General features: G+C 63.9%; 16 protein-coding genes. 13 read left to right on the plus strand and 3 right to left on the minus strand.

All coding sequences use genetic code 11. The features are described from left to right. Nucleotides 1-63: 63 nt before the first annotated feature. Genes RBA40_RS26675 through RBA40_RS26695 form a run of 5 tightly spaced genes read left to right on the plus strand, consistent with a single transcriptional unit; the run spans nucleotide 64 to nucleotide 2,909 of the window. Nucleotides 64-624: an outer membrane protein assembly factor BamE gene (locus RBA40_RS26675; RefSeq protein WP_306651305.1), complete on the plus strand. Its 561-nt coding sequence runs from the start codon at nucleotides 64-66 to the stop codon at nucleotides 622-624. Between the two features lie 49 nt (nucleotides 625-673). Next, nucleotides 674-1,483, plus strand: a complete 810-nt coding sequence (gene dapB / locus RBA40_RS26680; RefSeq protein ID WP_306651307.1) for a 4-hydroxy-tetrahydrodipicolinate reductase — start codon at nucleotides 674-676, stop codon at nucleotides 1,481-1,483. Nucleotides 1,484-1,491: 8 nt separating this feature from the next. Further along, on the plus strand, nucleotides 1,492-2,148 hold the full coding sequence (locus tag RBA40_RS26685) for a MotA/TolQ/ExbB proton channel family protein (protein ID WP_306651309.1): 657 nt from the start codon (nucleotides 1,492-1,494) through the stop codon (nucleotides 2,146-2,148). Nucleotides 2,149-2,158: 10 nt separating this feature from the next. Further along, nucleotides 2,159-2,581, plus strand: a complete 423-nt coding sequence (locus RBA40_RS26690) for an ExbD/TolR family protein (protein WP_306651311.1) — start codon at nucleotides 2,159-2,161, stop codon at nucleotides 2,579-2,581. Between the two features lies 1 nt (nucleotide 2,582). Further along, nucleotides 2,583-2,909 carry a barstar family protein gene (locus tag RBA40_RS26695; RefSeq protein ID WP_306651313.1) on the plus strand — a complete coding sequence of 109 codons (327 nt, stop codon included), beginning with the start codon at nucleotides 2,583-2,585 and terminating at the stop codon, nucleotides 2,907-2,909. 54 nt (nucleotides 2,910-2,963) lie between these two features. On the opposite strand, the gene RBA40_RS26700 is transcribed toward RBA40_RS26695, so the two are convergent. The 3 genes from RBA40_RS26700 to RBA40_RS26710 all read right to left on the minus strand — a co-directional run bounded on the left by RBA40_RS26700 (nucleotide 2,964) and on the right by RBA40_RS26710 (nucleotide 4,851). Continuing rightward, nucleotides 2,964-3,326, minus strand: a complete 363-nt coding sequence (locus RBA40_RS26700) for a VOC family protein (protein WP_306651315.1) — start codon at nucleotides 3,324-3,326, stop codon at nucleotides 2,964-2,966. Nucleotides 3,327-3,398: 72 nt separating this feature from the next. Continuing rightward, a complete protein-coding gene (locus RBA40_RS26705; RefSeq protein ID WP_306651317.1) occupies nucleotides 3,399-4,166 on the minus strand; it encodes a DUF6597 domain-containing transcriptional factor in 768 nt (255 codons plus the stop codon). Nucleotides 4,167-4,230: 64 nt separating this feature from the next. Then, nucleotides 4,231-4,851: a hypothetical protein gene (locus RBA40_RS26710; RefSeq protein WP_306651318.1), complete on the minus strand. Its 621-nt coding sequence runs from the start codon at nucleotides 4,849-4,851 to the stop codon at nucleotides 4,231-4,233. Between the two features lie 246 nt (nucleotides 4,852-5,097). Between RBA40_RS26710 and leuS the strand changes: the two genes are divergently transcribed. From leuS to RBA40_RS26750, 8 genes are all read left to right on the plus strand, one after another. After that, a complete protein-coding gene (gene leuS, locus RBA40_RS26715) occupies nucleotides 5,098-7,752 on the plus strand; it encodes a leucine--tRNA ligase (RefSeq protein WP_306651319.1) in 2,655 nt (884 codons plus the stop codon). Nucleotides 7,753-7,755: 3 nt separating this feature from the next. After that, a complete protein-coding gene (locus RBA40_RS26720; protein WP_306651320.1) occupies nucleotides 7,756-8,274 on the plus strand; it encodes an LPS-assembly lipoprotein LptE in 519 nt (172 codons plus the stop codon). A 9-nt stretch (nucleotides 8,275-8,283) separates the two neighbouring features. Beyond that, nucleotides 8,284-9,300 carry a DNA polymerase III subunit delta gene (gene holA / locus RBA40_RS26725; RefSeq protein ID WP_306626176.1) on the plus strand — a complete coding sequence of 339 codons (1,017 nt, stop codon included), beginning with the start codon at nucleotides 8,284-8,286 and terminating at the stop codon, nucleotides 9,298-9,300. 64 nt (nucleotides 9,301-9,364) lie between these two features. After that, complete coding sequence (locus RBA40_RS26730; RefSeq protein WP_306651322.1) at nucleotides 9,365-10,630, plus strand: glutamate-5-semialdehyde dehydrogenase; 1,266 nt, start codon at nucleotides 9,365-9,367, stop codon at nucleotides 10,628-10,630. A gap of 16 nt (nucleotides 10,631-10,646) precedes the next feature. Further along, nucleotides 10,647-11,057 carry a CopD family protein gene (locus RBA40_RS26735; protein ID WP_306651324.1) on the plus strand — a complete coding sequence of 137 codons (411 nt, stop codon included), beginning with the start codon at nucleotides 10,647-10,649 and terminating at the stop codon, nucleotides 11,055-11,057. A gap of 10 nt (nucleotides 11,058-11,067) precedes the next feature. Next, the gene (locus RBA40_RS26740; protein ID WP_306651326.1) at nucleotides 11,068-11,667 is read left to right on the plus strand and encodes a 2-hydroxychromene-2-carboxylate isomerase; all 600 of its coding nucleotides are present in this window, start codon (nucleotides 11,068-11,070) and stop codon (nucleotides 11,665-11,667) included. Between the two features lie 121 nt (nucleotides 11,668-11,788). Continuing rightward, the gene (locus RBA40_RS26745) at nucleotides 11,789-12,991 is read left to right on the plus strand and encodes a THUMP domain-containing class I SAM-dependent RNA methyltransferase (protein ID WP_374710556.1); all 1,203 of its coding nucleotides are present in this window, start codon (nucleotides 11,789-11,791) and stop codon (nucleotides 12,989-12,991) included. Nucleotides 12,992-12,993: 2 nt separating this feature from the next. Further along, nucleotides 12,994-14,271: a multidrug effflux MFS transporter gene (locus RBA40_RS26750; protein WP_306651330.1), complete on the plus strand. Its 1,278-nt coding sequence runs from the start codon at nucleotides 12,994-12,996 to the stop codon at nucleotides 14,269-14,271. Nucleotides 14,272-14,289: the final 18 nt, after the last annotated feature.

Raw genomic sequence — 14,289 nt, forward strand, 5'->3', positions numbered from 1 at the left:
CTTTATCATATAGCGTTTTAGACGGAGGTGCCTAGGCTTCCGTACAACGATTTGAGGTCCTCTATGCCTGTCGATACTGCCGTTTTGCACCGTTTTAGCTTGCGCGCCCCGCTCGTGGCGGCCCTGGCCGGCGCTGTTCTGAGCCTGTCCGGCTGCACCATGTTCGGCGGCGCCAAGGATCCCGTGGTCCCGGTGAACGCCTCGCCCGGCGACGGCGCCCAGACCGTCCAGGCCAGCAAGCTGCAAAAGTTCCTGTGGATTTTCTCGCCGTATCGTCCGGATATTCAACAAGGCAACTTCATCTCGCAGGAAATGCTGACCCAGCTGAAGGTGGGCCAGACCCGCGAACAGGTCAAGTTCCTGCTCGGAACACCGCTGCTGACCGACATCTTCCACGCCGACCGCTGGGATTTCCCTTTCTATCTGGCGCGCGGCGATGGCGAGCTGACCAGCAGCCGGGTCACGGTCTACTTCAAGGACAACAAGGTCGAGAAATTCGACGGCGGCAATCTGCCGACCGAGAAGGAATACATCGCCCGTATCGCCGGTCCATCCAAGGTGGCCGCCAAGGAAGCGCCGAAGCGGGAAGAAGCCGGTTCGGCCTCGATCAAGATCAACAAATAAGCCATTTCACGCACAGCGCCAGCGCACAGGTAGCACGAGGGGTAGCAACATGACTCAGATGAAAATTGCAGTAGCGGGCGCCGATGGGCGCATGGGACGGATGCTGGTCGATGCGGTCGCGGCCGCTCCCGACGCCGTGCTGGCCGGCGCGCTCGGCCTGGCCGGTTCGCCGTCGATCGGCCAGGACGCGGGCGCCTTCGGCGGCCAGCCGGCAGGCATCAGGATCGAATCGGACTTGGCCGCCGGCCTGGCCGGGGCCGACTTCCTGATCGACTTTACCCGTCCTGAAGGCACGCTCAAACATCTGGAATATTGCGCCGCCCACGGCATCAAGCTGATCATCGGCACCACCGGCTTCGACGACGCCGGCAAGGCGGCGATTGCCGCCGCCGCCGAAAAAACCGCGATCATGTTCGCGCCCAATATGAGCGTGGGCGTGAACGTCACCCTCAAGCTGCTCGAACTGGCGGCCAAAAGCCTGTCCGAAGGCTACGACATCGAAATCGTCGAAGCGCACCACCGCCACAAGGTCGATGCGCCGTCCGGCACCGCCCTGAAGATGGGCGAAGTGATTGCCGATGCGCTCGGGCGCGACCTCAAGGAATGCGCCGTCTACGGGCGCGAAGGCGTCACCGGCGAGCGCGATCCCTCGACCATCGGCTTTGCCACCATCCGCGGCGGCGACATCATCGGCGACCATACCGTGCTGTTTGCCGGCACCGGCGAGCGCATCGAAATCAGCCACAAGTCCAGCAGCCGGGTCAGCTACGCCCACGGCGCCTTGCGCGCCTGCCGCTTCCTGGCCGACAAGGCGACCGGCTTGTACGACATGCAGGACGTGCTGGCCCTCAAGGACTAGGCGGCGTCATGCCACCTGTTAATCACTTCAGCGTCGCGCGCTACTGGGAACAGGGCGACGCGATCAGCCACGCGGTGGCGTACGTGCTGATGCTGATGTCGCTGGTGAGCTGGTTCTTCATCCTGTCCAAGGCGCTCAGCACCTGGCGCGTGCGCCGCGCGGCGCCGGCGCTGGACGCCTTCTGGGGCGCGCCCAACCTGCAAGACGGCATCGCCCTCCTGACCGTGGCCGACCGCGAGCGCATTTATGTGCCGCTGCCCGCGCAAGGGCTGGCCCATGCCGGTGGCGCCGCCACCCTGGCCGGCGAAATGAGCAAGGATGAACAGATCATCCGCGTGCTGCGCCAGGAAATCACGCGCGCCACCCATCGCATCGAAAGCGGACTGACCGTGCTGGCCTCGATCGGCGCCACCGCCCCGTTTGTGGGGCTGTTGGGCACGGTGTGGGGGATTTATCATGCGCTGTCGAATGTTTCCGCAGCCGGCATCGTGCAGATCGACAAGATCGCCGGGCCGGTCGGGGAAGCCCTGATCATGACCGGCTTCGGGCTGGTGGTGGCCATACCCGCCGTGTTGGCGTATAACGGATTGAACCGCCTGAACCGGCTGACCCTCGCCGAGCTGGACGGGTTTGCCCACGATTTGCATTCCTACTTCAGCAAATAAGGGGAACGGCATGGCATTCGGCAGCTTCAATCCATCGCGGCAGCAGTCGATGATGAGCGATATTAACGTGACCCCGATGGTCGACGTGATGCTGGTGCTGCTCGTCATTTTCATCATCACCGCGCCCATGTTCACGCATGCGGTCAAGCTGGACCTGCCGCGCGCGCAGGCTGCGGCGGCGCAGCAGCAGCCGGACACGGTCGCCATCGCCATCGATGCGGCCGGCGTGCTGCATTGGGGCGAGGAGCAGGTCGATGCGGCCGGACTCGATGCGCGCCTGCTGCAGGCCGCGCGCCAGGCGCCGCAGCCCGAACTGCAGCTGCGCGCAGACAAAAACACCCGTTACGAAGTCGTGGCCCAGGTCATGGCGGCGGCGCAGTCCCATGGCCTGAGCAAGCTGGGCTTCGTGACCGATCCAAAAAAGGAGAAATAACATGGCCAGCGCTGAACTCAATGGTGCCTCGATCCTCGGCTGGGATACCTTTCATTCCGAAAGCCGCGCGGCGTTCGGGTTTCCCGAGTTTTACGCCAATACGATGGATGCCTGGGTCGATTGCCTGAGCTACCTGCGCGACGAAGACGGCATGACCAAATTCCGGCTGAAACCGAACGAGGTCCTGGAAATCGTCGTCAAGGATGCGGCATCGATGCGCGAGCGCGTGCCCGACCTGCTCGAGGAGATGACCTTCTGCATCGCCGGCATCAACGAGCGCTATGAGGATTACGGCGAGAAGCCGGCGCTGGCGCTGATGTTGCGCTGACCGGCTTCATGCTGCGCGGGCAGCGCGTGCCCGCGCATGGGTTACGGCTGGTGCTTAACGCACCTTCTTGAGGTCGAAATGGGGGTTGTAGATCAGCCCCAGCGTGTTGCCGAACGGATCCTTCAGCTCGACCACCTTGATTCCGTCGCCCACATCCTGGATGGCCGAGTCGATACTCGCGCCCAGGCCCGTGATGCGGTCGGCTTCCGCCTCGATATCATCCACGCCCCAGTACGCCACGCAACCGGGCATGCCGGGTTCGCCCGGGTGCAGGCCCAGCTCGAAGCCGCCGATCTCGAAGCCGATATAGAACGGCTGATCGAAGTAGGGGGCGGTGCGGAACACCTCGGTAAACCAGGCTTTGGCCGCGTCCATATCCTTGACCGGGTAGCAGACAGTGCGCATTCCGTTGATCATGTTCGTCTCCTTGAGTGCAAAGCAGCATCCTGCCATGGCGTGCCGCGCTTGTATTGTAAAAATGTAAGGCGGTCAGGCCGGCGGCGTGGCGAACGATTCCGGCGTGCTGCCCGACAATTGGCGAAATTCGTGGATGAGGTGAGGCTGGTCGTAATAGCCGAGATCGAGCGCGAGGCGTGCCCAGTCGAGCTGGCCTGCATGGGGGGCGGCGCGGATGCGGGCGCTCGCCTGGCGGAAGCGGCACACGCGCGCGAATTGCTTGGCGCCCAGCCCGACCCGGGTGCGGAACTGGCTGGAGAGGTGCTGGCGCGACACGCCCAGTTGCGCGGCCAGCGCGTCGATGCGCATGGTGCCGCCCGATTGTTCGATGGTGCTCACGGCCGCGTCGACCAGGCCGGGCGCGGGGAGCGTCCCGGCGCTGCGCAGGCGCTGCAGCAGCAGGCGTTCGACGGTGGCGACGGCGTCGGCGTCGGAGAGTGTGCGCGACCACAGGGCATCGGTGAATTGGCGTGCCGTGGCGCCGCCCCACAGGTCGTCCAGCAGAGGATGCTGGTCAGCCAGTTCGTGCAGCGGCATGGCGAAAAAGTACGCGGCGGCACCCGGCTTGAAGCGGGCCGCGATGGTGCGTACGCTCTGGTGCACGGGAACGTGGACGACCGTGCTCATCATGCCGGAGACCCGGCTCAGCGCGGCCACGTTCTGCCACAGGATATCAATGCAGTTATCGGGCAGCACCCGGTGCGTGACCGGTGAGGCGCCGGGCAGTACCTGGCAGGTCCACAGGCAGGCCAGATAGGGCGCCAGCGCGGGGTGGGGAGGGTGTTCCTGGTAGAGAACCATGGTGGTGCCGGGCACGGGGCAAAGAGGCCATTTTACCCTGCGCACACCGTCCTTGAAGATGGCGTCATGGGAAGTAAACCCTGGCAAGAATCGCGCCGTTCATGACGATAAGAAGGCCAAGTACCCAGCGGTGCATGGCCAATGCATCTTTTACCGAACGCAAATCTGCAGCCATAATCTCGATCTTCGCGTTCAGATCGGCTCGAAGACCATCGATCTTTGCGGTCAGATCGGCTCGAAGACCATCGATCTTTGCGGTCAGATCGATTCGGACACCGTCGATTTTTGCGGTCAGATCGATTCGGACACCTTCACCTTTGGCGTCGAGCAACCCGATTTTTGCGCTCAGATCCGTTCGGACTCGGTCTATTTTTGCGCTCAGATCCGTTCGAAATCCCTCGATTTTTGCGTCGAGCAGGTCAATTTTAGCGCTTGATTCTGCTCTGAACGTCTGTAACTCGGCGCCGAGTTTTGTCTTTGCCAGATCGATCTGCGCGGTCAAACGCTCTTCCGACTGGTGAATATCGCATTGCAAGTCGTTCTTCATTTGCAGACGGTCGGATGTCGATACCCCCTCGCTCGCCACCTCGTTCAGTGCCTTGGCATGCACGTCCGCCTGGTTCCTGGCAACCCCGGCCGATTCTAACTGCTGGGCATAGTCTATCGGATCGAATTCGATTGTCATGACGTCAATCTCCGGTATGTGGTATTCGGTTCGGCGGAACATGCAGGTCCATCGCTTGGCCTGCGACCACCCTTGGTGTAAGCCAAAGCGTCGAATGTGCTTGTCATGTTATTTAGACAGCAACGCCACCCGATAGTTCAGCGAAATTTGGCGCCCAAGCCCCGGCCGCGCCCGGATGCGGGATGTGCCAGTATAATGACCGGTTCATATTCACTTTTGGCCGGGCCACGCTTGGCTGCACATATCATGCAAGATAAATATAGTCCCGCCGACGTTGAACAAGCCGCCCAAGCCCACTGGAAGGCGATCGACGCCTACAAGGCCGTCGAGAACGACCCGCGTTTCCCGAAAGGCAAGTACTACGCCTGCTCCATGCTGCCTTACCCTTCGGGCAAGCTGCACATGGGCCACGTGCGCAACTATACGATCAATGATGTGATGTACCGCTACCTGCGGATGAACGGCTACAACGTGCTCATGCCGATGGGCTGGGACGCCTTCGGCATGCCGGCCGAGAACGCGGCCATGCAAAACAACGTGCCGCCGGCGCAATGGACCTACTCCAACATCGCCCACATGCGCGAGCAGATGGAGTCGATGGGTCTGGCGATCGACTGGTCGCGCGAAATGACCGCCTGCAAACCCGAGTATTACAAGTGGAACCAGTGGATGTTCCTCAAGATGCTCGAAAAAGGCATCATCTACAAAAAAACCGGCACCGTGAACTGGGACCCGGTCGACCAGACCGTGCTGGCCAACGAGCAGGTTGTCGACGGCAAGGGCTGGCGTTCCGGCGCGCCGATCGAAAAGCGCGAAATCCCCATGTACTACGCGCGCATCACCGACTACGCCGACGAACTGCTCGACTACGTCGACAACAAGCTGCCGGGCTGGCCGGAACGCGTGCGCGTCATGCAGGCCAACTGGATCGGCAAATCGGTCGGCGTGCGCTTCGCTTTCCCGCACACCATCGCCAACGCCGCCGACGCTACTGGAAAAACGTTGATCGACGACGGCAAGATGTACGTCTTCACCACCCGCGCCGACACCATCATGGGCGTGACCTTCTGCGCCGTGGCGCCGGAACACGCGCTGGCGCAGCACGCCGCCCAAACCAGCCCGGAACTGGCAGCTTTTATCGCCGAGTGCAAACTCGGTAGCGTGATCGAAGCCGACATGGCGACGATGGAGAAGAAGGGCATGCCGACCGGCCTGTTCGTCACCCATCCGATCACGGGCGAGCAGGTTGAAGTCTGGGTCGGCAACTACGTCCTGATCACCTACGGCGACGGCGCCGTCATGGGCGTGCCCGCGCACGACGAGCGCGATTTCGCGTTCGCCAAAAAATATAACCTGCCGATCAAGCAGGTGGTCGCTGTCGAAGGCAAGGAGTATTCGCTCGACGCCTGGCAGGAATGGTACGGCGACAAGGAAAGCGGCGTATCGGTCAACTCCGGCAAATACGACGGCCTCGATCACATTTCCGCCGTCAACGCGGTTGCGGGCGACCTGGCCACGGCTGGTCTCGGCGACAAGAAGATCACTTTCCGTTTGCGCGACTGGGGTATTTCACGCCAGCGTTACTGGGGCACGCCGATCCCGATGATCCATTGCGCCGATTGCGGCGTGGTGCCGGTGCCGGAAAAAGACCTGCCGGTGGTGCTGCCCGAGGACTGCGTCCCGGACGGCAGCGGCAACCCGCTGGGCAAGCACGAAGCGTTTCTGAAGTGCGACTGCCCGCAGTGCGGCAAGCCGGCGCGCCGCGAGACCGACACGATGGATACCTTCGTCGATTCGTCGTGGTACTACATGCGCTATACCTCGCCGGGCAGCAACGACGCCATGGTCGACGCGCGCAACGATTACTGGATGCCGATGGACCAGTACATCGGCGGCATCGAACACGCCGTCATGCACTTGCTGTACGCGCGCTTCTGGACCAAGATCATGCGCGAGCTCGGCCTGGTCAAGTTCGACGAGCCATTCGTCAACCTGCTCACGCAGGGCATGGTACTGAACGAAACCTACTACCGTGACGATGAAGCGGGCCGCAAGTCCTGGTTCAACCCGGCCGACGTCGACCTGACCCTGGACGACAAGGGCCGTCCGCAAGGCGCCACGCTCAAGAGCGACGGCCAGCCGGTAGTCATCGGCGGCACCGAGAAGATGTCGAAGTCGAAGAACAACGGCATCGATCCGCAAGCCCAGATCGGCCAGTACGGCGCCGACACCGCGCGCCTGTTCACCATGTTCGCCTCGCCGCCGGAGCAGACGCTCGAGTGGTCCGACAGCGGTGTCGAAGGCGCCAGCCGCTTCCTGCGCCGCGTGTGGGCGTTTGCCTACGCGCAGTGGCCGCGCATCGCGTCGGCCCTGGCCGCGACCGACAAGGCCGAAGGCGGCGAAGCGCATAAAACGCTGCGCCGCGAACTGCACAAGGTCCTGCAGCAGGCCGACTACGACCTCAAACGCATCCAGTACAACACCGTGGTGTCGGCCTGCATGAAGATGCTCAACACGATGGAATCGGCCAAGCTGGAAGACGGCCCGGCCACCGACGCGGTCGTCGCCGAAGGCCTGTCGATCTTCCTGCGCGTGCTCAACCCGGTCGCGCCGCACATCACCCACGTGCTGTGGGAAGAACTGGGCTACGCCAAGGTGCATGGCGACATCCTCAACGTGCAGTGGCCGCAGGTCGACCCGGCCGCGCTGGAACAGGCCGAGATCGAGATGATGATCCAGGTGAACGGCAAGTTGCGCGGCTCGATCAAGGTGGCCAAGGATGCCGACAAGGCGTCCATCGAAGCGATGGCGCTCGCTTGCGAAGCGGTGCAGAAGTACATCGAGACGCCACCGAAAAAGGTGATCGTGGTGCCGGGCAAGTTGATCAGCATCGTGGTGTAAGCGATGACGATCCTTCGCTCCGCCACCGTGCTGCGCGCCACCTGTGCGCTGGTGCTGCTCGCAAGCCTGAGCGCGTGCGGCTTCCAGCTGCGTGGCTCGAACGGCCAGTTCAACATGCCGTTCCGCAGCATCTACCTGGCGTTCCCCGAAACGTCGGCCCTCGGCACGGAACTCAAGCGCAACCTGCGCGGCGGCGACGCCGTGCAGGTGGTGACCGATGCGGCTAAGGCCGAGACCCTGTTCGACGTGCTGTCGGAAACGCGCGGCAAGCAGATCCTCTCGCTCAACGCCCAGGGCCGCGTGCGCGAATATCTGCTGACCTACACCCTGGTGTTCCGCCTGCGCGACGCCAAGGGCGCCGAGCTGCTGCCGGCCACCGAAATCTCGCTCAAGCGCTCGATTACCTTCAACGAGAGCCAGGTGCTGGGCAAGGAATCGGAAGAAGTGCTGCTGTACCGCGACATGCAGACCGACCTGGTACAGCAGGTCCTGCGCCGCCTGGTGGCGGTCAAGCCGACATGAGCATGAGCGATGCAACTGCGGGTTGACGCCCTCGAAGGGCACCTGGCCAAGACGATCGCGCCGCTGTACGTGATCTCCAGCGACGAGCATCTGCTGGCGCTGGAGGCGGCCGACAAGATCCGCCGCGCCGCGCGCGCCAATGGCTATTCCGAGCGCGACGTGCTGACGGTCGAGCGCACCTTCAAATGGGGCGAGCTGCTGGCCGCAAATCAGGCCATGTCGCTGTTCGGCGACAAGAAGCTGATCGAGCTGCGCATCCCGACCGGCAAACCGGGCAAGGATGGCGGGGCGGCGCTGCAAAGCTACGCCAAGGACCTCAGTCCCGACAACCTGACCCTGATCACCCTGCCCAAGCTGGACTGGCAGACGGCCAAGGCGGCCTGGGTCGGCGCGCTGCAGCAGGCCGCGGTGTACATCGAGATCCCGGCGGTCGAACGTGCCCAGCTGCCCGGCTGGATCGGCACGCGCCTGGCCGCCCATGGCCTCTCCGCCGACCGCCAGTCGCTCGACTTCATCGCCGACCGGGTCGAAGGCAACCTGCTGGCGGCGCACCAGGAAATCCAGAAGCTCGCGCTGCTGCACGATCCGGGCAAGCTGACGTTCGAACAGATTCACGACGCGGTGCTCAACGTGGCGCGCTACGACGTGTTCAAGCTGTCCGAGGCGATGCTGGCGGGCGATTCCTCGCGGCTGGTGCGCATGCTCGAAGGCTTGAAAGGCGAGGGCGAGGCGCTGCCACTGGTTTTATGGGCGGTCGCCGAAGAAATCCGTACGCTGTTAAAATTGAAATCCGGGATGGCGCAAGGCAGGCCGCTCGGCGTGCTGCTCAAGGAACACCGCATCTGGGGTCCGCGCGAACGCATGATGGAACCGGCGCTGCGCCGCATCTCGCTGCCGACCCTGGAAGGGGCGATGCGCGACGCCGCGCAGGTCGACAAAATGATCAAGGGCCTGCGCGCCAAGGGCTTCGCGGGCGACGCCTGGGATGCGATGCTGCAGCTGGCCTTGAAAGTAACGCGCGGATAGACCGCAGCGGCACGCTACCATGGTGCCTGCGCGATGGATGCGCTTCACCTACGTAGACGAGATAATGAACATCACCGAATACATGCAACAGGTCGGCCAGCGCGCCCGCGCCGCTTCGCGCGCAATGGCAAGGTCCGACAGCGCCACGCGCAACCGCGCGCTGCTGCTGATCGCCGACGCGATCGTGCGCGATAGCGCGCTGCTGCGCGCCGCCAACCAGCTCGACCTCGATGCGGCCGCCGCCGCGGGCCTGGCGCCGGCCATGCTGGACCGCCTGCAGCTGTCGGACAAGGCCATCGACACCATGGTCGAAGGCTTGCGCCAGATTGTCTCGCTGGCCGATCCGATCGGCGAGATCTCGAACATGAAGTTCCGTCCGAGCGGCATCCAGGTGGGCCAGATGCGCGTGCCGCTGGGCGTGATCGGTATCATCTACGAAGCGCGGCCGAACGTCACGGTCGATGCGGCGGGACTGTGCATCAAGAGCGGCAACGCCACCATTTTGCGCGGCGGCTCGGAAGCCATCAACTGCAACCGCGCGCTGGCGAAAATCGTGGCCGAAGGCCTGGCCGGCGCCGGCTTGCCGAACGATGGCGTGCAGATTGTCGACACCACCGACCGCGCCGCCGTCGGCGCGCTGATCACCATGCCCGCGTATGTGGACGTGATCGTGCCGCGCGGCGGCAAGGGCCTGATCGCGCGCCTGATCGCCGAGGCCACGGTCCCGATGATCAAGCACCTGGACGGCATCTGCCACGTCTACATCGACAACAGGGCCGATCTGGACAAGGCCGTGGCAATCGCGTTCAACGCCAAGTGCCACCGCTACGGCACCTGCAACACCATGGAAACGCTGCTGGTCGCGCGCGCCATCGCCCCGGCCGTGCTGCCACGCCTGGCCGCGCTGTTCGCGGCGAAGGAAGTCGAACTGCGCGCCGATCCGGAAGCGCTGGCGCTGCTGGCCGGCTACCCGCACCTGGTGGCCGCCGTCGAAGAAGACTGGAGCACCGAGTACCTGGCGCCGGTACTGTCGATCAAACTGGTGGACGGCATGGACGCGGCGATCGACCATATCAACACGTATTCGTCGAAGCATACGGAAGCGATCATCACCGAAGACTACAGCGATGCGCTGCGCTTCCTGCGCGAAGTCGATTCGGCCTCGGTGATGGTGAACGCGTCGACGCGGTTCGCGGACGGCTTCGAGTACGGCCTGGGCGCCGAAATCGGCATCTCCAACGACAAACTGCACGCGCGCGGTCCGGTCGGACTGGAAGGCCTGACCTCGCTCAAGTACGTGGTGTTCGGCCACGGCGAAGTGCGCCCTTAACTTACTTTGGATTGCCATGCTCTGGATTAAAGCGTTTCACATCGTCTTCATCGCCTCATGGTTTGCCGGGCTGTTTTACCTGCCGCGCATTTTCGTGAACCTGGCGCAGGAAACCGACACGGTCGCCACCACGCGATTGCTGCTGATGGGACGCAAGCTGTTTCGCTTCACCACCATGCTGGCGGTACCGGCGGTGCTGCTGGGTGTCTGGCTGTGGCTCGGGTACGGCTTTCGGGGCGGCTGGATGCATGCCAAGCTGGCGCTGGTGCTGCTGGTGATCGGGTATCACCACGCGTGCGGCTCGCTGCTGAAAAAATTCGAGAACGGCGCCAACAAGCGCAGTCATGTCTGGTTCCGCTATTTCAACGAGGTGCCAGTGCTGCTGCTGACCGCCATCGTGATCCTGGTCGTGGTCAAACCCTTCTGACGGGGGCTTCATGAGTAAAACGGTTCAGTATTTTTTCGCGCCGCAGTCGCCCTGGGCGTATCTGGGCCATGAGCGCTTCGTCGCCATGGCGCAGGAACGCGGGGCGCTGATCGATATCAAGCCGTTCGACCTGGGCAAGGTGTTCAGCGTGTCGGGCGGGCTGCCGCTGGCCAAGCGCGCGCCGCAGCGCCAGGCATACCGCCTGCAGGAGCTGGCGCGCTGGTCGAAGCATCTGGGCTTGCCGCTCATTGCCCATCCGACGTACTTTCCGGTGCCGCCCGATGCGGCAGCGCGCCTGATCATCGCGGCGCGCACCAGCCTGGGCGCCGATGCGGCGCTGGGCCTGACCGGCGCGATCATGCGGGCGCTGTGGGCCGAGGACCGGAATATCTCCGACGCCGATACGCTGGCGCAGATTGCCAGCGCCTGCGGGCTCGATGGGAAGATGCTGGTCAAGTCGTCCGAGACGACCGGCGTGCAGGAACAGTATGACCGCAACACCGATGAAGCCATGGCCGCCAGCGTGTTCGGGGTGCCGTGGTATGTGGTTGACGGCGAGGGGTTCTGGGGACAGGACCGGCTTGAATTTGTGGAGCGGGCGTTAAGTTAACGCGTCGTTCCCGCCACCGCCGTCGTTCCCGCCTGCGCGGGAACGACGGTGGGCGGTGCTAACGACGCAGATTTTGCAGTAACGATTAAACATTTTTCACAACGGACAAAGGGTTCACCAAATGCCATCATTTTTCTGCCCATGCCCACGCGGCATGGAAGCGGCACTCGCCGAAGAACTGGGCGAAATCGCCCTCACCAGCACCACCATGAAGGTGCACAACCAGGTTCCCGGCGGCGTGCACTGCTCCGGCGACCAGACCGATGCTTACCGCATCAACCTGCACTCGCGCATCGCGTCGCGCGTGCTGATGCGCATGGCGCATGCCAGCTACGCCAACGAGAACGATATCTACGACCTGGTCCTGGCCCAACAATGGGAAGACTGGTTCAGCGTCGACCATACCATCCGCGTCGATGTCACCGCCGTCAAGTCGCCCCTGCGCAGCCTCGAATTCACCACGCTCAAGATCAAGGACGCCATCTGCGACCGCTTCCGCGACCAGTTCGACAAGCGCCCGTCGGTCAACACGCGCGAGCCTGACATGCGCATCGTGGGCTTTCTCGACAACCGCAACTTCACCGTCTATCTCGATACCTCCGGCGAAGCCCTGTTCAAGCGCGGCTGGCGCGAGGAAACGGGCGACGCGCCGCTGCGCGAGAACCTCGCCGCCGGCATGCTGCGCGTCTCCGGCTGGAAGCCGGGCACGGTGCTGTTCGATCCGATGTGCGGCTCCGGCACCATCCTGATCGAAGCGGCCCAGATGGTGCAGGGCATTCCGCCCGGCGCGCGCCGCAGTTTCGCGTTCGAGAAATTCCACAATTTCGTGGCCGCCCCGTGGCAGGACATGAAGAACGCGATCAAGCCGCTGCCGCTGCCGGCCGAGCCGACCATCTTCGGCAGCGACATTTCGGGCGACATGGTCGCCATGACGCGCCACAACCTGAAAATTGCCGGCATCATGTTCGACGTGCCGCTCAAGCAGATCGAGGCGCAGGAAGTCAAAGCCCCGACCGAGCAGCCGGGCATCCTGCTGACCAACCCGCCGTACGGCGAGCGGATCGGCGTGCGCGGCGACAGCACCATCCCGGCCGACGACATGTCGGTCGCGTTCTACTCGGCGCTGGGCACCACGCTCAAGCAGCGCTTCGCCGGCTGGACCGTGTTCCTGTTCACGGCCGACCTGACCTTGCCCAAGCTGCTGCGCCTGAAAGAAGCGCGCAAGACGCCATTCTTCAACGGCGCGCTCGAATGCCGCCTGTTCCGGTTCGACATGGTGGCCGGCTACAACCGGCGCGAAGAAGCCAAGCCAAAACCGGAGTAAGCATGTTTCCCAGCCCGCCGCCCGACCTGCCGCCGGACCCGGTCACGCCGGTGCCCCTGCCGCCCGTGATCCGGCGCGCGGTACCCGGCACGGTGGGCCTGGCGAGCTTGCTGGCCGGCTTGTCGATGCTGGGACCATTCTCAATCGACGCCTACCTGCCGGCCTTCCCCAACATCCAGGCGTCGTTGAATGCGACGCCGATCGAGGTCCAGCAAACCCTGACCGCCTACATGCTGGCCTTTGCCGGCATGGTGCTGTGGCACGGCGCGCTGGCCGACGCTTTCGGGCGGCGCAACGTGGTGCTGTGCGCGCTGGTGGTGTTCGCCATCGGCACCTTCGGCTGCGCCGCCTCGCATTCGGTGCACTACCTGTGGATCTTCCGCATCATGCAGGGCGTGTCGGCCGGGGCCGGGGTGGTGGTGGGCCGCGCCATCATCCGCGACCTGTACGACGATGCGCCGGCGGCGCGCCTGCTCTCCCTGGTGACGATGATCTTCACCATCGCGCCGGCGATTGCGCCGATCCTGGGCGGCTGGATCGTCAAGTATTCCGACTGGCGCACCATCTTCCTGGTGCTGCTGGCCTACAGCGTGATCCTGTTCATCTACTGCTACCGGCGCCTGCCCGAAACGCTGCCGCCGGACAAGCGCCAGGCCTTCAATCCGCGTTACCTGTGGCAGAACTACAGCGCCATTTTCAGCTCGGCCCTGTTCCACATGAAGGCCGGCATCGTGGCCTTTAATTTCGCCGGCCTGTTCCTGTATATTGCGGCCGCGCCGGTGGCGCTGCCGCTGCATCTGGGCCTCGGGCCCGATCAATTCGGCTGGCTGTTCATTCCATCGGTGGCCGGCATCTTTTTGGGCGCGCTGGCGGCCAACCGCATTGCCGGCAAAATCACGTTCGCGCGCCAGATCGGCATCGGTTTCGGCTTCCTGCTGACGGCCGCCGTCGCCAATCTGTTGTATCACGGCGTCTTTACGCCAGCGCTGCCGTGGAGCGTGGCGCCGATGTTTTTCTACACCTTCGGCATGTCGCTGATCGCGCCCGGCGCCACGCTGCTCGCGCTCGACCTGTTCCCGCACATCCGCGGCACCGTGGCCTCGTGCCAGTCGTTCGCGGTGACCCTGCTGGGGGCGCTGGTGGCGGGCGTGATCGCGCCCTTCCTGTCGCACTCGATGCTGTGGCTGGCCATGGGGCAGGTCGGTTTCGCCCTGAGCGCACTGGGCTTGTGGGTGGCGTCGCGCATGTACCGCCGCCGGCGCGCGGCCATCGGAGCGTGAGCATTAAGCGGACTGAAC

It is taken from the genome of Massilia pseudoviolaceinigra (genome assembly GCF_030846505.1).
GTDB classification, from domain to species: domain Bacteria; phylum Pseudomonadota; class Gammaproteobacteria; order Burkholderiales; family Burkholderiaceae_D; genus Telluria_A; species Telluria_A violaceinigra.

Excerpts from the sequence above, each read along its gene's own strand:
- RBA40_RS26730 (WP_306651322.1), top strand. The coding sequence starts at position 9,365 with ATGAACATCACCGAATACATGCAACAGGTCGGCCAGCGCGCCCGCGCC.
- RBA40_RS26700 (WP_306651315.1), bottom strand. The coding sequence starts at position 3,326 with ATGATCAACGGAATGCGCACTGTCTGCTACCCGGTCAAGGATATGGAC.
- RBA40_RS26710 (WP_306651318.1), bottom strand. The coding sequence starts at position 4,851 with ATGACAATCGAATTCGATCCGATAGACTATGCCCAGCAGTTAGAATCG.
- RBA40_RS26735 (WP_306651324.1), top strand. The coding sequence starts at position 10,647 with ATGCTCTGGATTAAAGCGTTTCACATCGTCTTCATCGCCTCATGGTTT.
- holA (WP_306626176.1), top strand. The coding sequence starts at position 8,284 with ATGCAACTGCGGGTTGACGCCCTCGAAGGGCACCTGGCCAAGACGATC.
- RBA40_RS26745 (WP_374710556.1), top strand. The coding sequence starts at position 11,789 with ATGCCATCATTTTTCTGCCCATGCCCACGCGGCATGGAAGCGGCACTC.
- RBA40_RS26695 (WP_306651313.1), top strand. The coding sequence starts at position 2,583 with ATGGCCAGCGCTGAACTCAATGGTGCCTCGATCCTCGGCTGGGATACC.
- RBA40_RS26750 (WP_306651330.1), top strand. The coding sequence starts at position 12,994 with ATGTTTCCCAGCCCGCCGCCCGACCTGCCGCCGGACCCGGTCACGCCG.
- RBA40_RS26675 (WP_306651305.1), top strand. The coding sequence starts at position 64 with ATGCCTGTCGATACTGCCGTTTTGCACCGTTTTAGCTTGCGCGCCCCG.
- RBA40_RS26705 (WP_306651317.1), bottom strand. The coding sequence starts at position 4,166 with ATGGTTCTCTACCAGGAACACCCTCCCCACCCCGCGCTGGCGCCCTAT.
- RBA40_RS26685 (WP_306651309.1), top strand. The coding sequence starts at position 1,492 with ATGCCACCTGTTAATCACTTCAGCGTCGCGCGCTACTGGGAACAGGGC.
- RBA40_RS26690 (WP_306651311.1), top strand. The coding sequence starts at position 2,159 with ATGGCATTCGGCAGCTTCAATCCATCGCGGCAGCAGTCGATGATGAGC.
- leuS (WP_306651319.1), top strand. The coding sequence starts at position 5,098 with ATGCAAGATAAATATAGTCCCGCCGACGTTGAACAAGCCGCCCAAGCC.
- RBA40_RS26720 (WP_306651320.1), top strand. The coding sequence starts at position 7,756 with ATGACGATCCTTCGCTCCGCCACCGTGCTGCGCGCCACCTGTGCGCTG.
- dapB (WP_306651307.1), top strand. The coding sequence starts at position 674 with ATGACTCAGATGAAAATTGCAGTAGCGGGCGCCGATGGGCGCATGGGA.
- RBA40_RS26740 (WP_306651326.1), top strand. The coding sequence starts at position 11,068 with ATGAGTAAAACGGTTCAGTATTTTTTCGCGCCGCAGTCGCCCTGGGCG.